Source organism: Saccharibacillus sacchari DSM 19268, from assembly GCF_000585395.1.
In the GTDB taxonomy this organism is placed as follows: domain Bacteria; phylum Bacillota; class Bacilli; order Paenibacillales; family Paenibacillaceae; genus Saccharibacillus; species Saccharibacillus sacchari.
The window spans coordinates 835,198-858,348 of record NZ_KK073875.1 but is presented as its reverse complement, the minus strand read 5'-3'; the positions used below and the strand labels follow the sequence as shown (position 1 = coordinate 858,348).

At 53.6% G+C, this 23,151-nt stretch carries 19 protein-coding genes; 14 read left to right on the top strand and 5 right to left on the bottom strand.

Annotation, left to right across the window (positions count from 1 at the left end):
* Positions 1-207: 207 nt before the first annotated feature.
* Entirely contained in the window at positions 208-381 is a 174-nt protein-coding gene (locus SACSAC_RS27870) for a hypothetical protein (RefSeq protein WP_156950938.1), read from the bottom strand.
* Between the two features lie 106 nt (positions 382-487).
* Here SACSAC_RS27870 and SACSAC_RS03795 point away from each other — a divergent pair, with 106 nt between their 5' ends.
* The 6 genes from SACSAC_RS03795 (at position 488) to SACSAC_RS03770 (ending at position 7,716) form a co-directional block, all read left to right on the top strand.
* On the top strand, positions 488-994 hold the full coding sequence (locus SACSAC_RS03795; protein WP_245608721.1) for a phage holin family protein: 507 nt from the start codon (positions 488-490) through the stop codon (positions 992-994).
* A gap of 74 nt (positions 995-1,068) precedes the next feature.
* On the top strand, positions 1,069-2,064 hold the full coding sequence (locus tag SACSAC_RS03790) for a peptidoglycan recognition protein family protein (RefSeq protein WP_037283656.1): 996 nt from the start codon (positions 1,069-1,071) through the stop codon (positions 2,062-2,064).
* Between the two features lie 430 nt (positions 2,065-2,494).
* A complete protein-coding gene (locus SACSAC_RS03785) occupies positions 2,495-3,046 on the top strand; it encodes a hypothetical protein (protein WP_245608573.1) in 552 nt (183 codons plus the stop codon).
* Between the two features lie 114 nt (positions 3,047-3,160).
* On the top strand, positions 3,161-4,567 hold the full coding sequence (locus SACSAC_RS03780) for a deoxyguanosinetriphosphate triphosphohydrolase family protein (protein WP_037283653.1): 1,407 nt from the start codon (positions 3,161-3,163) through the stop codon (positions 4,565-4,567).
* A 115-nt stretch (positions 4,568-4,682) separates the two neighbouring features.
* Positions 4,683-5,633 carry an MsnO8 family LLM class oxidoreductase gene (locus SACSAC_RS03775; protein WP_342666442.1) on the top strand — a complete coding sequence of 317 codons (951 nt, stop codon included), beginning with the start codon at positions 4,683-4,685 and terminating at the stop codon, positions 5,631-5,633.
* Positions 5,634-5,886: 253 nt separating this feature from the next.
* Positions 5,887-7,716, top strand: a complete 1,830-nt coding sequence (locus tag SACSAC_RS03770; RefSeq protein WP_051506840.1) for an ABC transporter ATP-binding protein — start codon at positions 5,887-5,889, stop codon at positions 7,714-7,716.
* A 484-nt stretch (positions 7,717-8,200) separates the two neighbouring features.
* On the opposite strand, the gene SACSAC_RS03765 is transcribed toward SACSAC_RS03770, so the two are convergent.
* Entirely contained in the window at positions 8,201-9,772 is a 1,572-nt protein-coding gene (locus SACSAC_RS03765; protein ID WP_037283644.1) for an aminotransferase-like domain-containing protein, read from the bottom strand.
* A gap of 171 nt (positions 9,773-9,943) precedes the next feature.
* Between SACSAC_RS03765 and SACSAC_RS03760 the strand changes: the two genes are divergently transcribed.
* Positions 9,944-10,882: a DMT family transporter gene (locus tag SACSAC_RS03760; RefSeq protein ID WP_037283642.1), complete on the top strand. Its 939-nt coding sequence runs from the start codon at positions 9,944-9,946 to the stop codon at positions 10,880-10,882.
* 94 nt (positions 10,883-10,976) lie between these two features.
* Here the strand turns inward: SACSAC_RS03760 and SACSAC_RS03755 are convergent, their stop codons facing one another.
* A complete protein-coding gene (locus tag SACSAC_RS03755) occupies positions 10,977-11,927 on the bottom strand; it encodes a D-2-hydroxyacid dehydrogenase (protein ID WP_037283635.1) in 951 nt (316 codons plus the stop codon).
* Between the two features lie 214 nt (positions 11,928-12,141).
* Between SACSAC_RS03755 and SACSAC_RS03750 the strand changes: the two genes are divergently transcribed.
* Together SACSAC_RS03750 and thpR are read left to right on the top strand one after the other, a co-directional pair.
* On the top strand, positions 12,142-13,008 hold the full coding sequence (locus tag SACSAC_RS03750) for a YihY/virulence factor BrkB family protein (RefSeq protein WP_051506839.1): 867 nt from the start codon (positions 12,142-12,144) through the stop codon (positions 13,006-13,008).
* 2 nt (positions 13,009-13,010) lie between these two features.
* Positions 13,011-13,640 carry an RNA 2',3'-cyclic phosphodiesterase gene (gene thpR, locus SACSAC_RS03745; protein ID WP_051506838.1) on the top strand — a complete coding sequence of 210 codons (630 nt, stop codon included), beginning with the start codon at positions 13,011-13,013 and terminating at the stop codon, positions 13,638-13,640.
* Between the two features lie 243 nt (positions 13,641-13,883).
* Here the strand turns inward: thpR and SACSAC_RS26750 are convergent, their stop codons facing one another.
* Together SACSAC_RS26750 and SACSAC_RS03735 are read right to left on the bottom strand one after the other, a co-directional pair.
* Positions 13,884-14,912, bottom strand: coding sequence for an anti-sigma factor (locus SACSAC_RS26750; protein WP_051506837.1), 1,029 nt, complete (start codon positions 14,910-14,912; stop codon positions 13,884-13,886).
* The gene (locus tag SACSAC_RS03735; RefSeq protein WP_037283632.1) at positions 14,909-15,487 is read right to left on the bottom strand and encodes an RNA polymerase sigma factor; all 579 of its coding nucleotides are present in this window, start codon (positions 15,485-15,487) and stop codon (positions 14,909-14,911) included. The genes SACSAC_RS26750 and SACSAC_RS03735 overlap by 4 nt, the downstream gene beginning before the upstream one ends.
* A 192-nt stretch (positions 15,488-15,679) precedes the next feature.
* Between SACSAC_RS03735 and SACSAC_RS03730 the strand changes: the two genes are divergently transcribed.
* From SACSAC_RS03730 to SACSAC_RS03710, 5 genes are all read left to right on the top strand, one after another.
* Entirely contained in the window at positions 15,680-17,299 is a 1,620-nt protein-coding gene (locus tag SACSAC_RS03730; RefSeq protein WP_051506836.1) for a copper amine oxidase N-terminal domain-containing protein, read from the top strand.
* 257 nt (positions 17,300-17,556) lie between these two features.
* A complete protein-coding gene (locus SACSAC_RS27465; RefSeq protein ID WP_037283630.1) occupies positions 17,557-18,558 on the top strand; it encodes a cell wall hydrolase in 1,002 nt (333 codons plus the stop codon).
* Positions 18,559-18,722: 164 nt separating this feature from the next.
* Positions 18,723-19,406, top strand: a complete 684-nt coding sequence (locus SACSAC_RS03720; protein WP_037283629.1) for a metal-dependent hydrolase — start codon at positions 18,723-18,725, stop codon at positions 19,404-19,406.
* 221 nt (positions 19,407-19,627) lie between these two features.
* Positions 19,628-20,209, top strand: a complete 582-nt coding sequence (locus tag SACSAC_RS03715) for a TetR/AcrR family transcriptional regulator (protein ID WP_037283627.1) — start codon at positions 19,628-19,630, stop codon at positions 20,207-20,209.
* Positions 20,210-20,342: 133 nt separating this feature from the next.
* Positions 20,343-22,790, top strand: a complete 2,448-nt coding sequence (locus tag SACSAC_RS03710) for a YhgE/Pip domain-containing protein (RefSeq protein WP_037283626.1) — start codon at positions 20,343-20,345, stop codon at positions 22,788-22,790.
* Positions 22,791-23,151 lie beyond the last annotated feature (361 nt).

Sequence of the window (23,151 nt, the reverse complement as noted above, 5' to 3'; positions counted from 1 at the left end):
CTATGAGACCCGGTCGCTATTTTTACAAATCGTAGATTCTTCACTTCAAGACGTCCTATACAAAAAGAACTGGATCTGAAGGTGAAGAAATTTTTCAGAACTCGCAGGGATTTCCCTGCAGTTTCAAGTTTGGAATTAAAGCAACATGCACTTCTCTATCCTTCAAGAGGACGTTGTGGTGAAGAGCTAAATAGTAAGAAAGTTCCTTTAATTAGTTCTAAAATAAGCAATTCCATAAAAAATCAAAAATAAAACGACTGCGATGATTAGCACTGTAATGATTGTTCCTTTTATTGATGAGGTGGAGACTTCTCTATGAGAGTTTTCAGCTCTTTGTCTGGCAATTTCTTCGTCATTGCCATTAAGATTATTAGGGAACATAGAATCACGGCTCCTTATTTAAAAATTTTATTTGGAGAGGAGGAAAGTCAATCATGAATTTTAAAAATTTTATCATAAAAGCTATAAATGAGCAAATGATCTGTCGATCCTTGCCCAGCGATTGTTGAGATACGCTGCTTTGCTCCTCGGAGCGGCGGTTGGCTTTTTGACAGGAGGGATGAACATGTTAATTGTGCTGCTTCTCGTACTGGTCAGCATCGATTGGGCAACGGGATGGGCGGCGGCATGGGTGCGGGGAGAGTTGAGGAGTTGGATAGGCTTTGTTGGGATCTTGCGCAAGGTGGCGATCTTCGCTGTCGTCGCCATCGCGCACCTGATCGACGGCGTATTGGGAGAGTTACACATCTTCCGAGACGCCGTCGTTTTTTTCTACCTGGCGAATGAACTTCTGTCAGTCATCGAAAATATGGGCAAAATCGGAGTTCCAATGCCGGACTTCTTGCGCAATGCCGTCCAGATTTTTGAATCGAAGTCGAAACCGACAGAAAATTCGCAATCGACCCTGGACGCACAACCTGAGCCAATCAAATTAGAAAAAGAAAGCGAGCATCCCGAATCAGATGAATCGCCAGAGACACCGGAAAGTGACTGAACTGCATAGCACCAAGCAGTGCTGCGACTACTTTTCGATGCAATAACACAACGAAAAAGAAAGGAGTCTTTTTATTGAACGCACCCAAATACCCCATCCAGCACCGCTACATCGCCAAGCGCTCTAACACCAGGCCAGGCCTCCGGCTCACAACCGGAGTGCCGGCTTTTTTTGTCGCACACGATACCGGTAATCCCGGAGCAAGCGCAGATAACCACTACCGATACTTCAACGCGCTCACGGATCGTTCCGCTTCGGCGCACACTTTCATCGACGACAAGCAAATCCTCGAAATCATCCCGGCAGGCACAGCTTCCGACCCGGCCGAAAAAGCTTGGCACGTGCTGTACAATGTCACGACGGATAACGAGCGATTCGGCTACGATGCCAATGATGCCGCGCTCGGCGTGGAGCTGTGTTACGGAGGTAGTATTGACTTCGAAGAGGCGTACAAGCGCTTCGTCTGGTACTTAGCCTTCTGCTGCCAAAGGTGGAACAAAGACCCGCGTCTCTTCATTCCCAGTCACAAACAACTCGACCCGGCGCGAAAAATCGACTGCGATAACGCGCTCAAATCAGGGGGTCGCACGCTCAAAGACCTGATCGGAGACGTGACAGCCGAATTAAAGGTTCTCAACGATGAAAAAACAAACGGCTCTCCGACGTCAGGGAACGGCACGTCAACTTCACCGAAGCCCGCCAAGCCTTCCGTCCCCGTGCCCAACACACCTGCCGATTTTGTTCCGCTTCCCACTGAGATCGCTCTAGCGCTGATCGCCGAATATGTCCGCCCCGCTTGGGCATCTGCGCGAGCAGCCGACAAGCAGCCGGAAGCGGACCATTTCCATCGTCTGGCGGTCAATCTGCGATCCGCAGCCGGAATCGACGACGCAGGCCGGAAGCTCGCAAGCGCAGTCAAGCTGCATAAGTCGAATGTGCAGGAACTGGTCTTTCGCTGGCTGTCTCCGGCTTGGTATCAAGCGAAAAGCAAAGGCGATACCGAAGCAGCGGATATTGCCCACAATCGCGCTAATAGCCTTCGACGTGCAGCCGGATTGCCTGAACAGTAATGATCATTCAAAAGCACGACTTCAAACCTCGATATCCCTTCCAATCCAGACGGGAAGGGATATTGAGGTTTTTTGTTTTGTCTAAAGTTCGATACTCAGGCCGTGTCTTTATCCGACTTCGGCAGCAGCCTATGTTCCATCGCGAGACGGATACGCTACGTGCATTTTTTCACTATACTAAAGTCAAAGTGTACACCTATTTAGATGCTGAGTACCTACTAACGTAACCTTACATCCAAATGGGTCAAGCTACTACAGTGTGACGCTTGTCCGTGCAGCGGGGGCGTCGAATATTTTAAACTAAACGTAGAAATGAAAATCCCTTTGCCAATAGGCGATTCTCAACAGCAAACGGCGTACGCTAACCCTACATACTCTCACCGAGATCGCATTACGCGAAGGAAAACAAACAAGAGAGGTGGCTTCCATAATGACCAATTCAATTCAACCACGCCCCCGCAAAACCCAACCCGCCATACATACAGCCAATCCTAGTCCAATTCCTCAATCACCGTCCAAGCAAAAGCCCATACCCGCCGCAGCCATCTTCCTCATCCTCTTACACGCGATCCTCGGCTTCGGTGCCTTAGGCGGCGGAGCTATGCTCATCTTCGATCCAACCGGAGAAGCCATGGGCATGCCTGTCTCCATGCTGGAACGCACCTTTTTCCCAAGCTTCCTGATCCCCGGCATCTTACTGCTAGTCATCTTCGGCCTACTCCCGCTGCTCGTCGCCTACGCCATCTGGCGCCGCCCCAACTGGAAAATCGCCGAAATCTTCAACCCCTACCGAAACGACCTGCATCCCGCCTGGGCCTTATCCCTATACGTCGGTTTCGGACAAATCATCTGGATCGCCGTGCAGACCTACATGATGAACGCCGTACATATTGTACATCTCGGCTATACCGCTCTAGGCCTCCTCATCCTGATCGTCACCTTACTGCCTTCCGTACGAACCTATTTGCTGAAAAAGGAGTAGTCTCCCGCATCCTGCTTTTCCCCCTACCCTCTTTTACAGAATAGCGAAAACAGGTATAATCGACTCCAACTGATTCAACCTGATTCAACAGACAGAGAGGGCGGCTGGACCGATATGAGTTTGACGGAAAAAAGAGAACACCGGCAGCATGCCGAAGACAAGCACGAAGCTTCGCGTTCTTCGTTCGAGCGCGACTATTCGAGGCTGATCCATTCCCCGACGTTCCGACGCTTGCAGGGCAAGTCGCAAGTATTCGGCGCGGGCACCGGAGATTACTATCGCACGCGGCTTACGCATTCGCTCGAAGTGGCGCAGATCGCGCGTCAAGCGGCGAAAAACCTCGTGTTCCAATACCCGGAGATTACGCTTTCGAGAGCGGACAGCCCGGGACTGGTACTCGATCCGGAAGTCGTGGAATGCGCATCAATCGCTCACGACTTCGGCCATCCTCCGTTCGGACACAAAGGCGAAGAAGTGCTGGCCGACATTTTGGAGAAGCTGATCGAAGAACGCACGCGCAAAGAACTCCGTGGAAAAAAGGAAAATGCGGACAAAAAACGGGAAAAACACAACGAAATGCGCTACCGCTACGAACATTTCGAGGGCAACGCGCACAATTTTAGGTTAATGATGTTTTTGGAGAAGCGGGAAAATCTTGACGGGCTGAACCTATCGGACGCGGTGCTGCTCGGCATCAACAAATACCCGTTCTCCGGACTTGAAAATAAAAAAGGCATGTATCGCAACGAATGGAACTACATTTCGGGCATTCGCAAAGAATGGCAGATCCCGGAACGCAAAACGACGCTGGAAGCGCAACTGATGGATCTGTGCGACGATATCGCGTATTCGGCGCACGATCTGGAAGACGGGATTAAGGCAGGCAAGATCGAAGTCCATGAACATTTTATGCACGACGAAGGCACGCACCGCTTGATTCTGGAAAAGATCCAAACGCTCGAAGACCGGGTATGGCAGGGCGTCGACCGCGAAGCAATCAGCATGAAGGTCAGCGCGGTGCTCGACGATTACCTGCAAGCGTGGAATTCCAAATGGCCGGTGTGCGATCGGGACTTTTCACGGACGCGGCGCGAGGTTAAAGCTTATTGGGTGAATCATTTCGTCAGCAATCTGGGCGTGATCGACGACGGGAATTGGAAAAAAATCACGTTCGTGAAAGACGGCGCGGAAAACGACGATATGCTGCGGACGGTGAGCGTGCTCAAAAGTTTTGCCTGGGTAACCATGATCCGCGATTTGCGCGTGCAGCGTCTGCAAAAGCGCAGCGAGTGGATCATCCGCAGGCTGTGGGACGCGTTCGTCGATCCGAAAACGGCGACTTCGATCATCCCGAGCGACTGGATTCACCGTTTCGAACGGGATCAGAAGCAAGAAACGCCGGTATGGACGTGGGAGCGCATGGTGATCGACTATATCGCGGGCATGACGGATATGTTCGCGGAAAAAATCTACAATGAACTATACGGACTGAAAGTCGGTTCCATTTACGATATTGATTAAGCTTGCTTCGCGCAACAAAAACAAGAATTTTACGTCAAAAGAAACAGGCATTAAAATGATGGAAGCACCGCGGCGAATCGGGGAAACCCGGGCGCCAGGGAAGGGGTAAGTCATCATGACGAAATTGGCATTGGGAATCCTGGATATGTCGCCAAGGTTCGATCAAGTCTCGGACGAAGAAGCGTTGAGCCAATCGGCAAGGCTGGCGAGCAGCGCGGAAGAGTGGGGATACGGCCGGTATTGGTTGTCCGAGCATCATGGGATGGATTCGCTCGCTTGTACCGCACCCGAAGTAATGTTGGCGCATATCGGAGCGCGCACGAGCCGGATTCGGATCGGAGCCGGTGCCGTGCTGCTGCCGCATTACAGCCCGCTCAAAGTGGCCGAGTGCTTCAATTTGCTGGCTGCCTTGTATCCGGGGCGGATCGATCTCGGCATCGGTCGGGCGCCCGGCGGCGATGCGCATACGACGATGGCGCTCAGCGGCAATTTCCTGGCGCATGTAGGGGAGATGCCGGATAAAGTGCACCAGCTTTGCGAGTTGATGGACGGCAGCTATCGGTACGACGGCGAGTCGGTGCGAGCGCGTCCAACGCCCAAGCAACCCCCGGAGTTATGGATGCTGGGCACAAACACGAAGAGTGCAAGTATGGCGGCGGCATGCGGCTCTTATTATGCGTTCGGCCAGTTTATGAGTAGCAGCGACGGGCCGGAGATCGTGCGAACGTATCGGGAGGCGTTCCAGCCTTCGGCTGTGCGCGAGAAACCTCATGTGATCGTGGCCGTCCATGCTATTTGCGCAGAGAGCGACAGCGCGGCGTTGACATTGGCCGAGCGTTTTCGCGCCCAGTTCCCGGAATCGTCTGTCGGTCGGCCCGATCTGAAAGGCAAGGATGATCGGATGACGATGATCGTGGGCGATGTGCAGCGCGTGCGCGAGCGGCTGCTGGAGATTCGTGACGATTATGAAGCGGATGAAATCATGGTCGTCTGTCCCGTTACGAATTATGAAGACCGACTGGAATCGTACCGCTTGATTGCGAAGGCGGCAGGCTTGAATGAATAAGAATCAAATATGGACCCGAATGGATGGCATATAAAAGATAAGCGGAAGACAGAGCATAGCTCTTAGTCTTTCGCTTTTTTTCGCGGATAAAGGGAAGTCGGATTTAGCATGTCTTATCCTGAGTACGTCTTCCGGTGCTTGCCCGCTCAGTCTGGAGACGTAGAAGAATTCCGGTCCGGCGTCCAATTCCTGATCCTTCTTCTTTCCTTATACTGGATATAGCAGCAACAAAACAGGAGAGCGGGGGAGCGCAATGAAAAAAGGGACTCACAAAGTGGCGGACGGTGTATCGAAGGGGACGTTTAAACGGTTAGCGACATACATACGGCATTACAAAAGCCTTTATGCAGGGCTTAGTGTCATTACGCTGGTCAAAATAGGTCTTAGCTTAAGCATTGCTTGGTTTTTGGCACTGGTCACGAATGCGGCCGTCTACGGTTCCGAACAATCCTGGCCGACGCTGCTCATGATCGGCGGCGGGATCTTGGTCGGCGAAGTGGTCGTGCATTATGCGGATCAGGTTTTGCGGACCAAAGCTTCGGCCTCGATTCGAAAAGACCTTCGGGAAGATACGCTGAATCATATCCTTCGTCTTCCGGCCAAGTACACGGACAAGCATCACTCCGGCGAATTTTTATCACGGATGACCAGCGACAATCAGGCGGTCGGCGAAGCGATGGGCACGACGCTGTTCGGCTTGATCAGCAATCCTTTGCTTGCGCTCGGCGCATTCATCTATCTGCTAACGATCAGCTGGCCGATGGCGCTGCTTTGCTTCGCGATGGGACCCGTCATGATCCTGATCGGCGGCATTACGGGCAAAGCGATACGCCGCAGCGCGGCAGGCCAGCAGGAAGCCATCGGGGAAGCTACCGTGTATTTGCAGGATGTTTTCGGCGCTCCGTCCGTCGTTAAAGCTTATGGCATGGAACGCCGCACGTTCGCTACTTTTCTTCAACGCAGCCGCGAAATTTTCGGATGGGAAATGAAAAGCGCGCGGATTCAAGGCGGCAGCGCGTCGGCGAGTGCTTTTGCAGGCAACCTGATGTTCGTCGGCGCGATCGTGGCGGGCGCTTATCTGGTTCATATCGGCAATATTACGGTAGGTTCGATGTTGGCGTTTATTCAGCTTATGAACTACTTGGTGATGCCGTTTACCGTGCTGCCGAGCATGTGGGCGGGCATGCAGCAGGGCTTGGGCGCAGCCGACCGCATCTTTAAAGTCATCGACGCCCCTGCGGAAAGCAAAAACCTTCGAGAAGACAACCAGCCGGCCGATTCTTTGCAGGAGCTTCGTCTGGAAAACTTGAGTTTCTCCTATGACACGGATAACGAGAATAGCGCGGAAAACGAAGAAACCGGCGAAGGCAAAGGACTGAAGGATGTGACTATCGCGGCAAAAGCAGGCGAGACCGTCGCGTTGGTCGGAGAGAGCGGCGGCGGCAAAACGACCCTGTTCAAGATTCTGCTCGGTATGTACCCACCCCAGGCCGGACGCATGCTGCTAAACGGCCAAGATGCCCGGGAAATGGATCTCGGACAGCAGCGCAGCCACTTCGCCTGGGTGCCGCAAGAGGCGCATCTATTCTCCGGCACGATCCGCGAAAATATCGCCGACGGAAAGCCGGAAGCCAGCGAGCAGGAGATCGAATGGGCAGCCAAAATGGCCGAAGCCCATGACTTTATCCGCGAATTCCCGGAAGGCTTCAATACCAAGATCGGCGAACGCGGCGCTCGCCTATCAGGCGGCCAACGCCAACGCATCGCCATCGCCCGTGCCCTGCTTCGAAACGCGCCGGTTCTTCTACTGGATGAAGCGACCTCCGCCCTCGACAACGAATCGGAACGCAAAGTCCAACAAGCGCTCGAACAGTTGAAAAAAGGCCGCACTACCTTCGTCATCGCCCACCGCCTCTCCACCATTCAGGGCGCAGACCGCATCGTCGTCATGGAAAAAGGCCGCGCCGCCGAGACCGGAACCCACGACGAACTCATGACCCTCCGAGGCCGCTACTTCGCCCTCTACCAAGCCCAACTCCGAGAAACCGAAGCCGAGCAACAGGAGGCTGTCCCTGCTTCGTAAAATGAAGCCTAATCGTGGATGTAACAAAAGAGTCCGCCTCAGCTCCAGCCGCTCAGGTTGCCCTCGAAAGTTATGTTGGGCGGGGGGAAGCGAGAAGACTCCGAGAGAAATTCGTTCCGGTCGCGTGTTGAAATCGAGAAAAGGATTGAATTTGTAGTGGAATTTTCTCGATTTCAAAGGCGATCACTATCGTTCCTTCACTGAATTTCTCTCTCCGTCTTCTCGCTTCCAGTTACATTAAACGTTCTCAACACGTTGAGCGTCCGGCCTCAGGCCCGGACGCTCTCTTCATTTCTATATCCCAAACATGTACGAGCAAACCGAAGCAGGATTTTAGTTGTAGACGAAGCGAGAGGCGGAGGGAGAAATTCAGGTCAAGACGCCTTTGAACTCGGAAAATCCATTATTAAATCCAATTCAACTTTTCCGAGTGAGACAGCGCCTTGAACGAATTTCTCCCGCAGCCGCCCAGAGCTTCCTCCAACTAAAAACCCTGCTTTTCCGCGTGCGCTCGCAGTAGCGCCACACCTTCCGCGATCCGACGCTCGTTCAACATCGAGAAGCTCAGCCGAATATGCGGGTCGGGCCGGCCCTCCGGATCGAAAAACGACCCCGGCACGAACGATATCGTTTCCTCGCCCGATCCGCTTCCCAGTGCGTCGGCCAGCAATCGCTGCGGACTGATCCCCTCAGGCAACTTGATCCACAAATTCAACCCGCCCTGCGGCGAATGCCAGGTCCAGCCCGAGCCTTCCAAAGCTTTTTCCATCGCTTCCTTGCGCAGTTGCAAAGCCGTGCGCAATTTATGCAGATGGCGGCGCGAGCGTTCCGATTGGAACTGATGCGCGAATACCTTTTGATTCAGCAGCGGCGTTCCGCCTGTACTGCGTGCTTTGGCTGTGAGCAGACGACGCATCAGATCGGCGCGTGCAGCGAGACAGCCGATGCGCAGGCCCGGAAATACATATTTGCTGAAGCTGCGGATATAAATGGTATTGCCCGCCGTATCGTAGCTATACACAGGGGGAGGCGGCGGTGCATCAAAATACACGTCGCGGAACGCATCGTCCTCGACCAGAATGCAATTGTACGTTTCGGCCAGATCGGCAAGCCGTTTGCGCTGTTCGGCGGGCACGCACCATCCGGTCGGATTATGGAACGTCGGATTCAAGTAGAACAGAACGGGACGATGGCGGCGCATCAGCGCTTCGATCTCGTCCATCCGATAGCCGTCCGGATGAATATCGACCGGAACGAGGCGAGCATTGCGGTGCTTGAACATCTCGATGGCGATGCTGTAACTCGGCTGCTCGATCAGCACGGCGTCGCCGGGCCGAACCAGCGCTTCGCAGGTCAAATGGATCGCTTCCTGTCCGCCGCTCGTCACGAGCAGTTCCTGTCCTTCCGGCACGAATCCGCAGGTCTCCGACATATAGCGGCGCAGCACGTTCAGCAGTTCTTCGTCGCCCTGCAAAGGCGCATACGTCCCGAGCACTCGCGGATACAGATCGAATACGTGCTTGGCTTCCTCGGACAAGTACGAGTTGGGCAGAAGCAGCGGATCGATCAACGCTTGCGAGAACTGATACCGGCATTCTACGCTGTGCAGTTCGCCGAGCAGCGCCGGCTGCGGAACTTCTAAGCTTTCCGTGCCGGAAGACTCGGGATCTGACTGCTCGGGCGAACGAAAACGCTGCACGCTGCCGAACCCCGTTTCCGCAGGGCGACGGGGCACGGTCAGATAATACCCCGACTTTTCGCGCGATTCGATCAATCCTTCGTCCTTGAGACGGTTATATGCTTTATACACGGTCAAGCGGTGCAGCCCGGTTTCTTCCGACATGCGGCGGACGGAAGGCAGCTTCTCGCCTTCGATCCAGTCGCCGCGCGCAATGCGAATACGCAGCTCGACCGCAAGTTCGGACGAATTGGCGAGCGGCAGCATAAAGCCGTCGGGAACTTCCGCAGAGCGTCCCGATCTTGAATTCGCGCGAGCGGAAGTGCTGCCCGCCGCGCGATCGCGTCTATTTGAATGAACGGAAGAGTTATGTTCCATGAGCGTTTCTCCCTGCTTCCGGATCTGCCGGATCGAAGTTTGGGTTTCCTTTTAAAAAAGTATACTCATCATAGCCGATTTTGCGACGCTGCGAATTTGATCTGTTCTGCGTTCGTCAATCTGTTCTATAGACTCCCCTTTACAATAAAGCAAACGAAGGAGGAAGAACAGATGATTATTCTCGGCTATGTCACGATGTGCCTGATTTTCGGGACGACTTTTTTGGCGATCAAGCTTGGCGTCGAAGCCGGCTTACCACCGTTTTTGGGCGCAGGAATCCGATTTTTCGCGGCAGGCTTGCTGATGATGCTGTGGATGGCGGCTCGGCGCAAGATTAGTTTTTCGCTGCTGCTGCGCAAAGAAACGCTATTTACCGGCTTCGGCCTTACCTTCGTTACGTTTGCGGCATTATATTGGGCAGAACAGTATATCTCTTCCGGCCTGGCCTCCGTGTTGTCGGCGACAGGCCCTGCTTTTATCTTGCTGCTGCAAGCCGGAGTGTCTCGGATTCGCATTCCCCGGCTCGCGTTGACGGGAACGCTGATCGGCACGGCCGGCGTTGCTTTGCTGTTGCTGCCGGGTACGGAAGGACAGCACGGGCAAATGTGGCTGATCGCCGGTCTGGTCATCGTGGCGGGAGAAATCGGTTATGCAGGCGGCGCTTTGCTTGCCAAGCATGCCAGCAAGAAGATGCCCGAAGCTTCGCCGATCTCGCTTAACGCCGCGCAGATGATGCATGGAGGCTGGATGCTGCTGCTTTTGTCGGTGATGACCGAGGGAGCAGCTCCCGGTATCGGCAACTTCTCGCAGGCAATGATTTCACTGCTTTACCTAACGTTGATCGGTTCGATGGCCGGACATACGCTGTTCTATTGGCTGGTATCCCGCACGCATCCGGTGTTCCCGACGACGTGGCTGTACATTTCGCCTTTTATCGCGCTGGCGCTCGGTGCCCGCCTGTACGGCGAACCGCTGCATTGGAATGCGGCGTTAGGCTCGTTGGTCGTCTTGATCGGGGTGCTGCTGACGAACGCGGAATCGATCCGTTCGCTGCTGCGCGCACGCAAAGCTTCGGTAGCAGTACGCAGCGAATCCCGAGATTCGGCATAGGCGAGGCAGTCCCGCACCGCAAAAAAAGCACGGCATCCGACGCTTGCATGCGGATGTCCGTGCTTTTTCCTTCTATAATAAGGGTTGCTATCCCTCAGTATTTACGCGAGTAATCCACAAGGTTGCGCGGCAGCGTCTCGCCTTTGACGAAGGCTTTCAAATTGTCGATAAAGATCTCCGTGGCGCGGACATCGTAATGGTCCGTGTTTCCCGCGACATGCGGCGTGATGATGACATCTTCGCGTTTCCACAGCGGATGGTCTTCCGGCAGCGGTTCCTGCTCGAACACGTCAAGCGCGGCGCCGGACAATGTGCCTGAATCCAGTGCCGCCACGAGCGCATCCGTATCGACGCTCGGCCCGCGGCCTACGTTGATAAACAACGATCCTTTTTTCATATAACCGAAGCTGTCTGCGTTGAAAAAGTGGCGGGTATCGTCGGTCAGCGGCAAAATGTTCACGATCACGTCACCTTTGCCGAACGCTTCTTCGATTCCGTCGGTTTTGTACATCTCGTCGATATACTCTTCGGGACGGCCGGAATGGCGAACGCCGATCGTGTGCATGCCGAACGCTTTGGCAAGCTTGGCGGTGGCGCGTCCGATATGACCCGTGCCGACAATGACCATCGTGCGTCCGGCAGCTTCGCCGTATGTGCCGCTTTTATCCCATTTACCGCGGACTTGGCTGCGGATGTTGAGGTGAACGCTGCGGGTCATGGAGAGCAGTACCGCGAAGATGTGCTCGGAGATCGGAATCGCATGCACGCCGCCGGAGTTGGTGAGCAGCACGTTTTTCTCGGCAAAACGATCCATGGGGAAATAATCGACGCCCGCAGACCAGGATTGCACCCACTTGAGCTTGTCGCTTTCTACGGCGTCTTGCTCCATTTTACGGTTCCAGCCGACCAAAATGTCCGCCTCGCGGATTTGTTCGGGGGTAACCTCTTTGATCGGAACGGTCTTCAGCTCGTAGTCCGGCGCAATGTCCCGGATCTGCTTCGCGTGTTCATCGGAAAATTCATACAATGTCAAAATCGTCGGCATTTCGGGTATTCCTCCTTCGGCTTCGAAAAAATCTACCTGTTTATCTTAGCAAAGTTTGCTTCATAAATCTTCCTGCCGCCATCTTGACGCGAGAGGGGAGGGAAAAACGGGTATACTACGAGTAGGCAAGGAAGCGATATCTGCCCGAAACAGAACGGGTTTCGCTGCGAATCCGGCCCAATAACGCGTGAAAAGCGCTTATAAGGAGCGATTTATGATCGGAAAATACGCCATGTACGCTTTCGATTTCGGTTACCGGCTGTTCGTGCGCATTCGCGACGACGAGGTGAGCGGGATCGGTGCCCAGCTTGCTTATTATTTGCTTTTGTCTTTTTTCCCGTTTCTGATTTTCATCGTGACGCTGGTCGGCTATGTCGATCTGTCGATCGAGGAAATGATGCGATTGGCGCGGGAGATGGTTCCGGGAGCGGCCATGGACACGGTGGAAGGGATTTTGAGCGAAGTGACCCAAGGCAGCGGCGCGCTGCTGTCGATCGGCATGATCGCGACGCTGTGGACGGCTTCCAGAGGCATCAACGCCGTGATCAAAGGATTGAATAAAGCCTACGACGTCGAAGAGAACCGGAAGTTCTGGCAGATCCGTCTCGTGTCGCTGTTGTCCACGCTCGTACTGGGCGTCGTGCTGCTCGTCAGCGTCCTGCTGCTCGTATTCGGACGATGGATCGGCGCACAGTTGAATCAACTGCTGAACAACCCGCCGGGATTCGAACGCGTCTGGGGGCTTCTGCAGTACAGCATCCCGCTTGTGGTGCTGATCGCGGTATTCACCGCTTTGTATTGGATCGCGCCGAACCGGCAGATCAAACTGCGCGAAGCGATTCCCGGGGCGGTATTCGCGACGTTGGGTTGGGTGGTCACTTCGCTAGCGTTTTCGTTTTACGTCAACAACTTCGGCAATTTCACGAAAACGTACGGCAGTCTCGGGGGGATCATCATTCTGCTGACCTGGTTGTACCTCAGCTCGATCATCATTATGGTCGGCGGAGAGGTCAATGCTACGCTGAAAGCGGGCAAAAGCGAGCGCGTACCGGTACGGCACGCGACGAAAAGGAGCGGATAAGCATGAACGAACAGGGGGATAACGTTCAGGGCCGCGAAAACGAACTTTCGATCGAAAAAGACCGGCCGCGAATTTTCGTCGCGGTGCCGGTCGGCGAAGAAATCGCGAATATTTTGGCGTCATGGGCAGAGCTTGCTTTCGGCGCGGATACGTTTCGCCGCTGGACGGATGTGCGGGATGCGCATTTTACGCTGAAGTTCCTCGGCGATGTGGAGCAGGGGAAGATTGCGGCGATCGAGGCCGCATTGAAGAAAGCTTTTGCGCGCGAGACGCCGTTCGCGCTGGGGGTAGGAGGCGCGGGAACTTTCGGCTTGGCCGAAGCGCCGCGCGTGTTGTTCGCCGAGCCGAATGAAGGCTCGGAAGGGTTGGGTCGCCTGGCCGAGGCGACGGAAGCGGCGCTTGCGCCGTTGGGTTTTGCGCGGGAGAAGCGAAGCTTCCGCGCGCATTTGACGCTGGCCCGCAAATACGCGGCAGGCGAGAAAGCTTTTGAGCCGTCGAAGCTTGCGACGGCTCCGGCCTTGTCCGTCGGGACGGTGGACCGGGCGGTGTTGTACCGGACGCATATGCATCAGCGTCCGATGTACGAGCGTATTGCGGAGTTTCCGTTAGGATCGAATGATCGGCACGCATAATTCGCATATCTCATGTTGCAGCAAGAATCCTGAATAGCGTTCAATAGCCGGTTTGTCATTCAGACGATAGCCGGCTTTTTGCAATGTCGGAAAAGCATCGGCCCAGGCAGCCTGTAGGCCCTCGGCAGTGTGGGTAATACGGAACACGGCACAAGCATGCAAAGAACCCCTGAGGTTTCCGCGGAGAATCGCGGAAACCTCAGGGGTTCTTTTATTTCGACATCTATCTCGATGGAAGAAAACTTAAGTCAAAGCTCCGGTCAGAACCATGCGTCCGCGGGGTTGATCGCCTTCCGCATCCGGTTCCAGCGTAATCGCGACCATGTCGTAATCGCCCGGCTCCATCGTGTAGGTCAAGGCTCCTTTGCCGTCGCCTGACAAGAAAGTACCTGCATTGATCGGCTGTCCGTCTTTGATCAACCAGACCTGATAAGCTTCATTGCCGCTTAATGCAGGCAAATCGCTGGCTTGAACCACCAGACGGGTACCGGTGTCGTCTTGGACCATTGCGGCCATCCCGGAGGCGTTCGGATCGTCTTCGCTTCCGACGAGCGCGACCGTGCGGTCTACTTGGGCACCCACGGCAGGCTCGTTCGCGGCCGCCAACTGCTGCTCCATATCCGATGTGCGTTGCTCCATAGCCGTCAGATTAGAGCGCATCTCGTTCATCTCGCTGCGAAGCTGTCCGGAATAGATGGCTAAAATAACGGCTGCTGCGGCCATAAGGGCAGCTGCGCCGGCCCATAGGCTGCGGCTGATTCTTGTTTGTGCATTTCGCGGCTCGCTATCCGTCCGTGTCGCGGAAGAAAGTTGTTTCTTCGAGTCGCTAGCGGTCGTCTGATCTTGAGCATGATCAGACAAGCTAACGACATGGGCTCCCTGACTTGCGTTTGCCCCGGCAGATCCTTGTACGGTATCGGTTGCTTGAATGATATTGCTGCGTTCTTCGGCTGCCCGGCGGATTGCTTCGGCTTCAATTCCCTGTCTGGCTTGCTCGAGCAAAGCTTCCGGCTCATGTCCTTGTTGCGTGTCAACCGCGCCTGAACTGCCCAACACATTCGCCAAAATCCGCGCTTTCATTCCTGTTGGGGGAGCCGCTGGTCTTACGGCGAGCGCCAACATGCCGGTCGTGTCGCGCAATTCGGTTACGCGCTGTCTTTCTTCGGCATCGTCATGTAGAAAAGCTTCGTATTCTGCCTGTTCCGTTGCGTCCAGTTCGCCAAGCACATAGGCTTCGGCGAGTTCCATCATTGATTCTTTGCGTTCGCTCATGCTTGCGATTCCCCCCTTTCCATTCCCGCCAGTCGCTTATGCAACTGTTTCAAGGCCAGTCTGACCCGGCTCTTGACCGTTCCGAGCGGGATTGCGTAGCGGTCGGATACTTCCTGCTGCGTCAATCCCTTGTAGTAGATCAGGTCGATGACCTGTTGTTGTTCGTCGCCAAGTTCTTGCAGCGCGGCCAAGACGCGTTCGCCTTCGAGCGTTCGCTCTACAGTCAGCTCGGTGTCCGATGTTTCGTCGAGTACGGCATTCAAATGTTCGTCCTCGACCGGAATGGCTGCTGCTCTTGCGCTGCGCCTTCTAAGCATGTCGATTGAAATGTTGCGCGTGAGCGCAAACATCCAAGTCGAAAGCTTGCCATATGAGGAGTCGTAACGTCCTGCGTTGTTCCAGATGCGCATGAATAGCTCTTGTACCGCTTCCTCTGCCGCCATCGAGTCGTTCAACAACCGATAGGCAAATGCGTAAACGGGTCGTTCGTAGGTGTCGTATAAGTGTTCGAGCGCCCCCGCGTCCCGATCAGCGATTCGCTGGATCAGTTGGAGGTCTTCCGTTTTTTCGTTCATCCAGGAGCTCCTCTCAGTATTCTCCCTTCTATTATAACGTTCGCAAAATCTTTTACTATGGATGACTCTATTTTCAAATAAAATTTCCGGTCCCCAACTTTTTAATGGTTTAAAAGGATATAAATGGTTATAATAGGAAATGGCAAGCTTGTATAGCAGCCTGCCTAGTCCACAAAAAGGAGTTGTCAGAGAATGGGAAAAAGATTGGCGAAGTCGATTTCGGTTTTGTTGGTGATCCTGCTGCTTGTTCCGACGCTTGCATCCGCTGCACCGACCACGCAGGGGAAAGCGGAAGATTTGCGCAGCGCATTAGGAAGCGTTCTCGGCGAACATGCACTGCTCGCCGTTATCGCGATGCAGAAGGGTTATGACGGAAAAGGCGATTTTGCTCAGTCCGCTGCCGCGCTCGGTGCGAACACCGACGATTTGACCGCCGCGATCGCGTCCGTATACGGTGCAGAGGCAGGAGCCGCTTTTAAACCGATCTGGGCTTCGCATATCGGATTCTTCGTCGACTATGTCACGGCAGTCAAATCGGGGGATACGGCAGGCAAGCAAAAAGCTTTGGACAATCTGGATGCCTACCGCGTGCAGCAAGCGAAGTTTTTTGCCGACGCCAACCCGAACTTGAATCAAGCGACTATCGAGGCCGGTTTAAAAATGCATATTGATCATTTGCTCTCAGCTTTTGATAGTTACGTAGCCAAAAATTATACCCAAGCCTATTCGCAAGCAGACATGGCCTATAAACATATGTACATGACAGGCGATGCGATCGCCGGAGCCATCGTCAAACAATTTCCGGCCCAATTCCCTGGGAATCTGACCAGCCCGTCTTCCAATCTTCGTTCCGGACTGGATCAGATTCTTGGCGAACACGCCATTTTGGCGGTATGGACGATGCAAAAAGGGATTGACGGCGCGCCGGATTTCCAAAATGCAGCGGCTCTTCTTTCGAAAAATACGGATGAACTGACAGCAGCAGTTTCTTCCGTATATGGAAATGAAGCAGGAGCGGCGTTTAAGCCGATCTGGGCTTCGCATATCGGATTCCTTGTCGATTACGTAACCGCGACAGGAGCCAAAAACACAGCCAATCAACAGCTCGCCAAAGCCAATCTGGCCGATTATATCGTCAAACAAGCAACCTTCTTTGCGGGAGCCAATCCGAATCTGCCGCAGGCCACGCTTGAAGCCGGTTTGCGCGAACACATCGACCAATTGATCAGCGCTTTTGACGGCTATGCGGCAGGCAATTACACCAATGTCTATCCGACCGCGCGCGAAGCTTACCATCATATGTTCATGTTCTCCGGCGCGCTCGGCGAAGCGATCGTCAAGCAATTCCCGGCCAAGTTCGAACCCGCAACGACGACGCCTCCAACGACACCGACCGATCCGGGAACGCCGACTATGCCGGATATGGATATGACTCCAGAAGTCATCAAACTTAAAGTCGGCAGCCGTACAGTAACCGTAGACGGCATGGCGATGACGATGGACGTATCTCCTCTGATTCGCAACAATACGACCTACATTCCGCTGCGTTATTTGGCAGAGAGCGTAGGCGCTGAAGTGAAATACACCAAATCTTCCAAGACTGTGCAGCTTAAGCAAGGCGGAGCTGCCGTAACGTTCCAAATCGGTCAAGATGCTTTTTGGGTGAACGGAGCTAAACAAAGTTTGGGCGCGGTTGCGATTGCCGAAAACGGACGGACGCAAATCCCTGTTCGAGCGGTAACGCAAGCTCTTGGATGGACGGTCGGATGGAGTGCTTCAAACGGTGAGATTACGCTTACAAAAACTCCATAAAAAATTTTTTTAAAGCGGAAAAAGTGACGCTACGCGCTACTTTGAACGTACTGGAAAACATTGAGAAATGAAAAAAAGATGAAAAAAACGCACATGTGAGCTATAATAGGCTTTGTGCGTTTTTTTGATTTTCCCTTTCTAACCGTAAAAACACCAAAAAAGGCGAACGTACTTTCGGCAAAATTCGGATTCAAATGCGATTCGAACGGTTACATAGGAAGGGAGTATGCCGAGAGCAAGGAGGCAAGGAGGACATTATGGAACAACTTAAAAATAATCGTTGGGTCGTGCTACTGGTAGGCGTGATCTTAATATTCGTTTGTGCAGGGACTGTATGGGCAGTGAACGGCGTCCGTCCGTCTTATGCAGAAGCTGCAGAGGCAACAAGCGCAGGCATGGGGGCTTGCGAACTGACTGACGTGGTAATCGATAACGTGTTGCATCCCGAATTTAAGGCAAGGACCGCCGCTTGGACGCAACATGAAGGCCGGAAAGCAGGTTCTTCGGCGGACAAGCAGCAAAGTGATGCGAAGTCCGTTGCCAAACAAAAGTCTGTTTCCGGACAAAAAACGGCTTCTGAACAAAAGTCCGTTTCTAAACAAAAGTCCGAAAACTCGACAACCGCTACTTCGAAAGCTACTCAAAAAGAGACTCCTTCGAACGTCTCTAACGAAAAAAAGAGCTCACAGGAAAAGGCTACGTCCACGCCGGTTTCCGCTCAGAAGCCCGCATCCGCGGCACAAGTCGATTCGAAAAAGGAAAGCGCGGCAAAGGCCCAAACCGCTGCGGTCAAAGAATCGGCAACATCTCTCACTCCCCCAACCCAACTGTTTTTCACTAGGACTGCTCTGCTCAGTCAAGATCAGGCTTCCCAGGCAACCTGGACCTACGATCTGTCTAATGAAGACCTGCTTTTGCTTGAACGAATCGTCATGGCAGAAGCGGAAGGTGAACCGTACGCAGGCAAAGTGGCTGTCGCCAACGTTGTCTTGAACCGTCTTCGGTCTGCCAATTTTCCCGATACCGTAAGAAAAGTGATCTACCAGAGATATCAGTTTTCGCCTGTTCAAAATGGACGTTTTGATCGTGTCACGCCATCCGAGGATTCCGTTAAGGCTGTTGCCGAAGCTTTGAACGGTCGCAAGGAAGTGCCGGACGATACGTATTATTTCGTGTCCATTTCGTTAGCGACAGACATGACCATTCCCAACACGCGCACGCCGGTCAAAAAGATCGGGCACCACACCTTTTTCAAGTAATTCATGGATAAGACAAGTCTTTAAGCAAATCGTTTGCGAATTTGGTATACATACCTTTGCGCGTTATAATAAAGCGAAAGTCGTATACGCAAAACCGTTTTTTGAACACGTGACCGCACGTTATTCAAACACGTCCATTCGAACGCGAAAGGAGCATGTCGTTTATGAAAATCACGTTTCTCGGGCACTCTGCATTATTGGTGGAGGGCGGGGGTAAATCCGTCATCATCGATCCGTTCCTGACCGGCAATCCGAATTCGGGAGTCAAGCCTGCCGATATCAAAGTGGATGCCGTATTGTTGACCCACGCGCACGGCGATCATTTCGGCGATTCGATCGGCATTGCCAAAGCTAACGATTGCCCGATTGTTGCCCCTGTTGAACTGGCCAATTATTGTCTGGAACAAGGCGTAAAAGCCGTAGGGATGAACATCGGCGGTTCGCATCAATTCGATGGTTTTAAAGTCAAGTATACGCTGGCCTTCCACAGCTCTTCGCTGACCGTGGGCGACCGTGTCATTTATGGCGGCGAACCGGCAGGAATTCTGCTGACGCTGGGCGGCAAAACGCTGTACCATGCAGGCGATACCGCGTTGTTCGGCGACATGAAGATCATCGGCGAATTGAACGACATCGATATTGCGGCACTTCCGATCGGAGATTTCTTTACGATGGGTCCTGAAGATGCTCGCATTGCAGCCAAGTGGATCGGAGCGCCGAAGGTTCTTCCGTTGCACTACAATACGTTCCCGGCGATCGAGCAGGATGTCGAGGCTTTCTGCGCAGGCTTGAAGGAAGACGGCATTGAAGGTGTTCCTCTTAAAAATCGCGAAAGCGTCGACGTATAACGGAAGGTTGCAATCACTGGAGCTTCGAAGTTAAGAAGCGTGAGACAGCATTCTTCTGACAGGTCCTTTCCGTCTTGACGGAGAGGGCTTTTTTCAAATCGTAAAGAAGCGAATAAGAGAAATAGCTTGCCATTCAGAAAAGGCTATGATAAATTAGATTTGACCGAATGACCGTTTCGTTTTTTTAGTCATATTATTAAAAAAGAAAGAGGAGGGGGAATATGGCTGTCGTCGACCGCCGCGAGCAGGTACTGCATGCGGCTGCCCAGTCGTTCTCGCTGTTTGGCTACAAAGCGACCACGATGGACCAGGTTGCGAAGATCGCCAATGTGGGCAAAGGAACCATCTATACCTTTTTCGAAAACAAAGAAGAGTTGTTCGACGAAATTTTGCTGGATGCGATTCGTGAGCTGCGTCGCCGGGCCGAAGCCGAGATCCACGCCGAACGACCTTTTTTCGAAAATGTGTATCAAGCGCTGGATGCGATTCTGGAATTCCGCGAGGAGCATGAGCTGTTCCTGAAGCTGTCGCAGGAACTGCGGGATATCGGAACGCCGCAGGCGAAGGCCGCGCTGTTCAAGGTGGAGAGCGTCGTTCTGGAATTCCTCGAACGCGTGATCCGCGAATCGATGGAAAAAGGTTCGATCCGCGAAGGCAATGCCGAGGTGATCGCTTTTGGCATGCTGAAGCTGTTCGTTGCGTTAACCGGCGAATGGGAGATGCACCACCCGCCGATGTCGAAAGAAGAGTTGAAGCGTCATATGTTTACTTTTTTGACGCAAGGATTTACCGCCGCACCTTGAGGGTTTATCTCGGGAACGACGGGCCTGCTGAAGAAGCGGGCCGTTTTTTTGCTCTAAAATGACCAAATGATTAATATGGTCATTCGGTTCTGTTTAAAAAATAGAAAAGTTTGAAACCGAGGAGAGAAACGAAGTGAAATCTTTAGCCGTATTTTTCAACGATTTGAAGACGCACTTGAAAAATCCGAAGATCCTGATTCCGATTATCGTCGTCTTGTTTATTCCGGTGTTGTACAGCGGATTGTTCCTTAAAGCTTTTTGGGACCCTTACGGCAAAATGGACGAAATCCCGGTTGCCGTGGTCAATCTTGATCAAGGTGCGCAATATGACGGGACGACTTTGCAAGCCGGGCAGGATTTGGTCGATGAGCTAAAGAAGGACGGGTCGTTCGATTGGCAGTTCGTTAATGCGGATACGGCTGCCCAAGGCATGGAAGACGAGACGTATTACATGCGAATCACGATCCCTGAGGACTTCTCGCAAAAAGCGACGACTGTACTCGACGAACAACCGCAGACCGCCCAGATCGAATTTTCGCCGAATAAAGGCTACAATTTCCTCGCAGGCCAGATCGGCGAGACGGCGATGAAGGAAATTAAAACAAAAGTATCGGAAAAAGTCACGAAGACATATACCGAGAAGCTGTTCGTCAAGCTGGATACGATCTCCGAAGGATTCGGCGATGCGGGCGAAGGCGCCGGCAAGCTGAAGGACGGAGCCGGAGAGCTTGGCGATGGAGCCGGCGCACTCAGAGACGGTGCTGCGCAATTGAAAGACGGCCTGGCGCAAGCGGGCGACGGGGCTGTTCGATTGAAAGACGGCGCAGGCCGTTTGGAAGAAGGAACCCTCAAGCTTCAGAGCGGGGCCGTAACGATTCAAGAAAACCTGGATAAGCTTGCGGCCGGGGCGACTACTTTACAAAACGGACAAGTTAAGCTTGAAAAAGGTGCTGCCCAATTGAAAACCGGTTCAGACTCGCTGCAAGCAGGCGCTAGCCAGTTGGCAGACGGTCTAGGCCAGTTGTCGGATGCACATGGTACGATTGAGAGTGGTTCGACGCAACTAGCACAAGGGGCGACGCAGCTTCAAGCCGGAATTGGTCAGGCGACTGAAGGAGCAGGCAACCTTCGGGATGCTTTGAAGCAAAGTGCCGCCGGCAGTACGCAGTTAAAAGAAGGTCTTGTCGCTTCCGGCGCAGCGAGCGCGCAATTGAATGCAGGCGCGCAAGGAGTGGCGGACGGACTGGAGCAGCTGCTTCAAGCATCGCCGCAATTGGCACAAAGCCCGGATGCGCAGAAGTTGTTGGCTGCGGCGAAGGCTGTGGCTGCGGGCAGCAGCGAATTGAGCGCGGGCCAAGCGAAGCTAAGTGCAGGAGCACAGCAGCTTGACAGCGCGCAGCAGCAAATGCTGAGCGGAGCGGAACAGCTCGCCGCTGGAGGCACGCAGCTTCAGAGCGGTGCAGCCAGCCTGGTCGCCGGACAGCAAAAGCTTGGCGAAGGTCTAAAACAGTTCGGCGTTAAGCTGGATGAAGCGGCAGCTGGCGGACAGACCCTGAGCGCAGGAGCAGGCAAACTATCTGCGGGTAGCGAACAGCTGTATACCGGGCTGGGACAAGCCAAAGCCGGAGCAGGTGAACTAGCGTCCGGTGCCCAGCAATTGAGTGCAGGAGCAGGCAAACTTGGCAACGGAGCAGGCGAATTGGCCTCCGGTGCCGCGCAGCTTGGTGCCGGCACGGACACCTTGGCTTCCGGGGCGACGAAGTTGCAAGACGGAGCAGGCAAGCTTGAAGACGGAGCGGGCAAGCTGCAAGACGGCGCAACCAAGCTTGCCGACGGTTCCGGCGAACTGCAAACCAAGCTGGGCGACGCGGCCGTCGAGACTGCTGATGTCAATAAAGCCGATGCCAACGCGCAAATGTATGCCGCTCCGGTGGAATTGAACGAGACCGTCTATCACGATGTACCGAACTACGGGACCGGATTCGCGCCGTATTTCCTGTCATTGGGTCTGTTCGTAGGGGCGTTGATTTCGACGCTGGTCGTTCCGCTGCGTGGTTCTTCCGTCGCGGAGACAACAGGATGGAACCGATTCGTCAGCCGCTTCCTGTCGTTCTTCGGCATGAGCTTGCTGCAATCGGCACTGGCAATCGTCGTGACCTTGTTCGTATTAAAACTCGAAGTTCAAAGCGTGGCGCTGTTCTGTCTGTTCACATGGGTAACCAGCTTCTCGTTCACCATGATGGTTCAGGCATTCGTCACTTGGTTGGATAACCCGGGCCGATTCATGATGCTCCTGCTGCTGATCTTCCAACTCACCACCAGCGCAGGCACATTCCCGCTCGAGCTGATCCCGGATTGGATGAAAGGCTTCAACCCGTGGATGCCGATGACCCATACCGTAATCGGTTATAAAGCCGCAATCTCCACCGGTTTGACCGAGCATGTATGGAGTCAGACCCTTTTGATGGGCGCGATCGGCGTCGTCTGCATGATTTTGACGCTGATCTACTTCCTGCGCAACCTCGATGTTCGCAGCCCGGAGACGAGCGTAACCACGGCTCCGGTACAAGCACACGCTTAAGCGTTCAGGAAAGCGAGCAAGCATAACGGAAATATCGCTCTATTCGATACGCTCTATATAATGGTAGATAAGCGATTTTGTTAAAACGTATACGATGGACGGACAGCTTCGTTTATGCGTTAAAAGCGTTCTTGGTCTAAACATCACGAGCGTCCGAATCAAAAGCCGACCCTTTGCAAAAGGGTCGGCTTTTTAGTACAAGTTAGGGCGTATATGCAAACTCAACGACGTACATCTTTTGCTGCCTTTTCGCCCTCTGCTGCGTCACTTTCCCTCGACGTGCCCCGGCACGCCTTCGGAAAAGTTCCTTGCTGAGAACGAAAAATCAGCAAAATCTGCTCCCATCGGAGTTTGCGTACAC

Bases quoted from the DNA above. Each gene is read 5' to 3' on its own strand.
- SACSAC_RS27870 (WP_156950938.1), bottom strand. From the start codon at position 381: ATGTTCCCTAATAATCTTAATGGCAATGACGAAGAAATTGCCAGACAA.
- SACSAC_RS03785 (WP_245608573.1), top strand. From the start codon at position 2,495: ATGACCAATTCAATTCAACCACGCCCCCGCAAAACCCAACCCGCCATA.
- SACSAC_RS03780 (WP_037283653.1), top strand. From the start codon at position 3,161: ATGAGTTTGACGGAAAAAAGAGAACACCGGCAGCATGCCGAAGACAAG.
- SACSAC_RS03775 (WP_342666442.1), top strand. From the start codon at position 4,683: ATGACGAAATTGGCATTGGGAATCCTGGATATGTCGCCAAGGTTCGAT.
- SACSAC_RS03770 (WP_051506840.1), top strand. From the start codon at position 5,887: ATGAAAAAAGGGACTCACAAAGTGGCGGACGGTGTATCGAAGGGGACG.
- SACSAC_RS03765 (WP_037283644.1), bottom strand. From the start codon at position 9,772: ATGGAACATAACTCTTCCGTTCATTCAAATAGACGCGATCGCGCGGCG.
- SACSAC_RS03760 (WP_037283642.1), top strand. From the start codon at position 9,944: ATGATTATTCTCGGCTATGTCACGATGTGCCTGATTTTCGGGACGACT.
- SACSAC_RS03755 (WP_037283635.1), bottom strand. From the start codon at position 11,927: ATGCCGACGATTTTGACATTGTATGAATTTTCCGATGAACACGCGAAG.
- SACSAC_RS03750 (WP_051506839.1), top strand. From the start codon at position 12,142: ATGATCGGAAAATACGCCATGTACGCTTTCGATTTCGGTTACCGGCTG.
- thpR (WP_051506838.1), top strand. From the start codon at position 13,011: ATGAACGAACAGGGGGATAACGTTCAGGGCCGCGAAAACGAACTTTCG.
- SACSAC_RS26750 (WP_051506837.1), bottom strand. From the start codon at position 14,912: ATGAGCGAACGCAAAGAATCAATGATGGAACTCGCCGAAGCCTATGTG.
- SACSAC_RS03735 (WP_037283632.1), bottom strand. From the start codon at position 15,487: ATGAACGAAAAAACGGAAGACCTCCAACTGATCCAGCGAATCGCTGAT.
- SACSAC_RS03730 (WP_051506836.1), top strand. From the start codon at position 15,680: ATGGGAAAAAGATTGGCGAAGTCGATTTCGGTTTTGTTGGTGATCCTG.
- SACSAC_RS27465 (WP_037283630.1), top strand. From the start codon at position 17,557: ATGGAACAACTTAAAAATAATCGTTGGGTCGTGCTACTGGTAGGCGTG.
- SACSAC_RS03720 (WP_037283629.1), top strand. From the start codon at position 18,723: ATGAAAATCACGTTTCTCGGGCACTCTGCATTATTGGTGGAGGGCGGG.
- SACSAC_RS03715 (WP_037283627.1), top strand. From the start codon at position 19,628: ATGGCTGTCGTCGACCGCCGCGAGCAGGTACTGCATGCGGCTGCCCAG.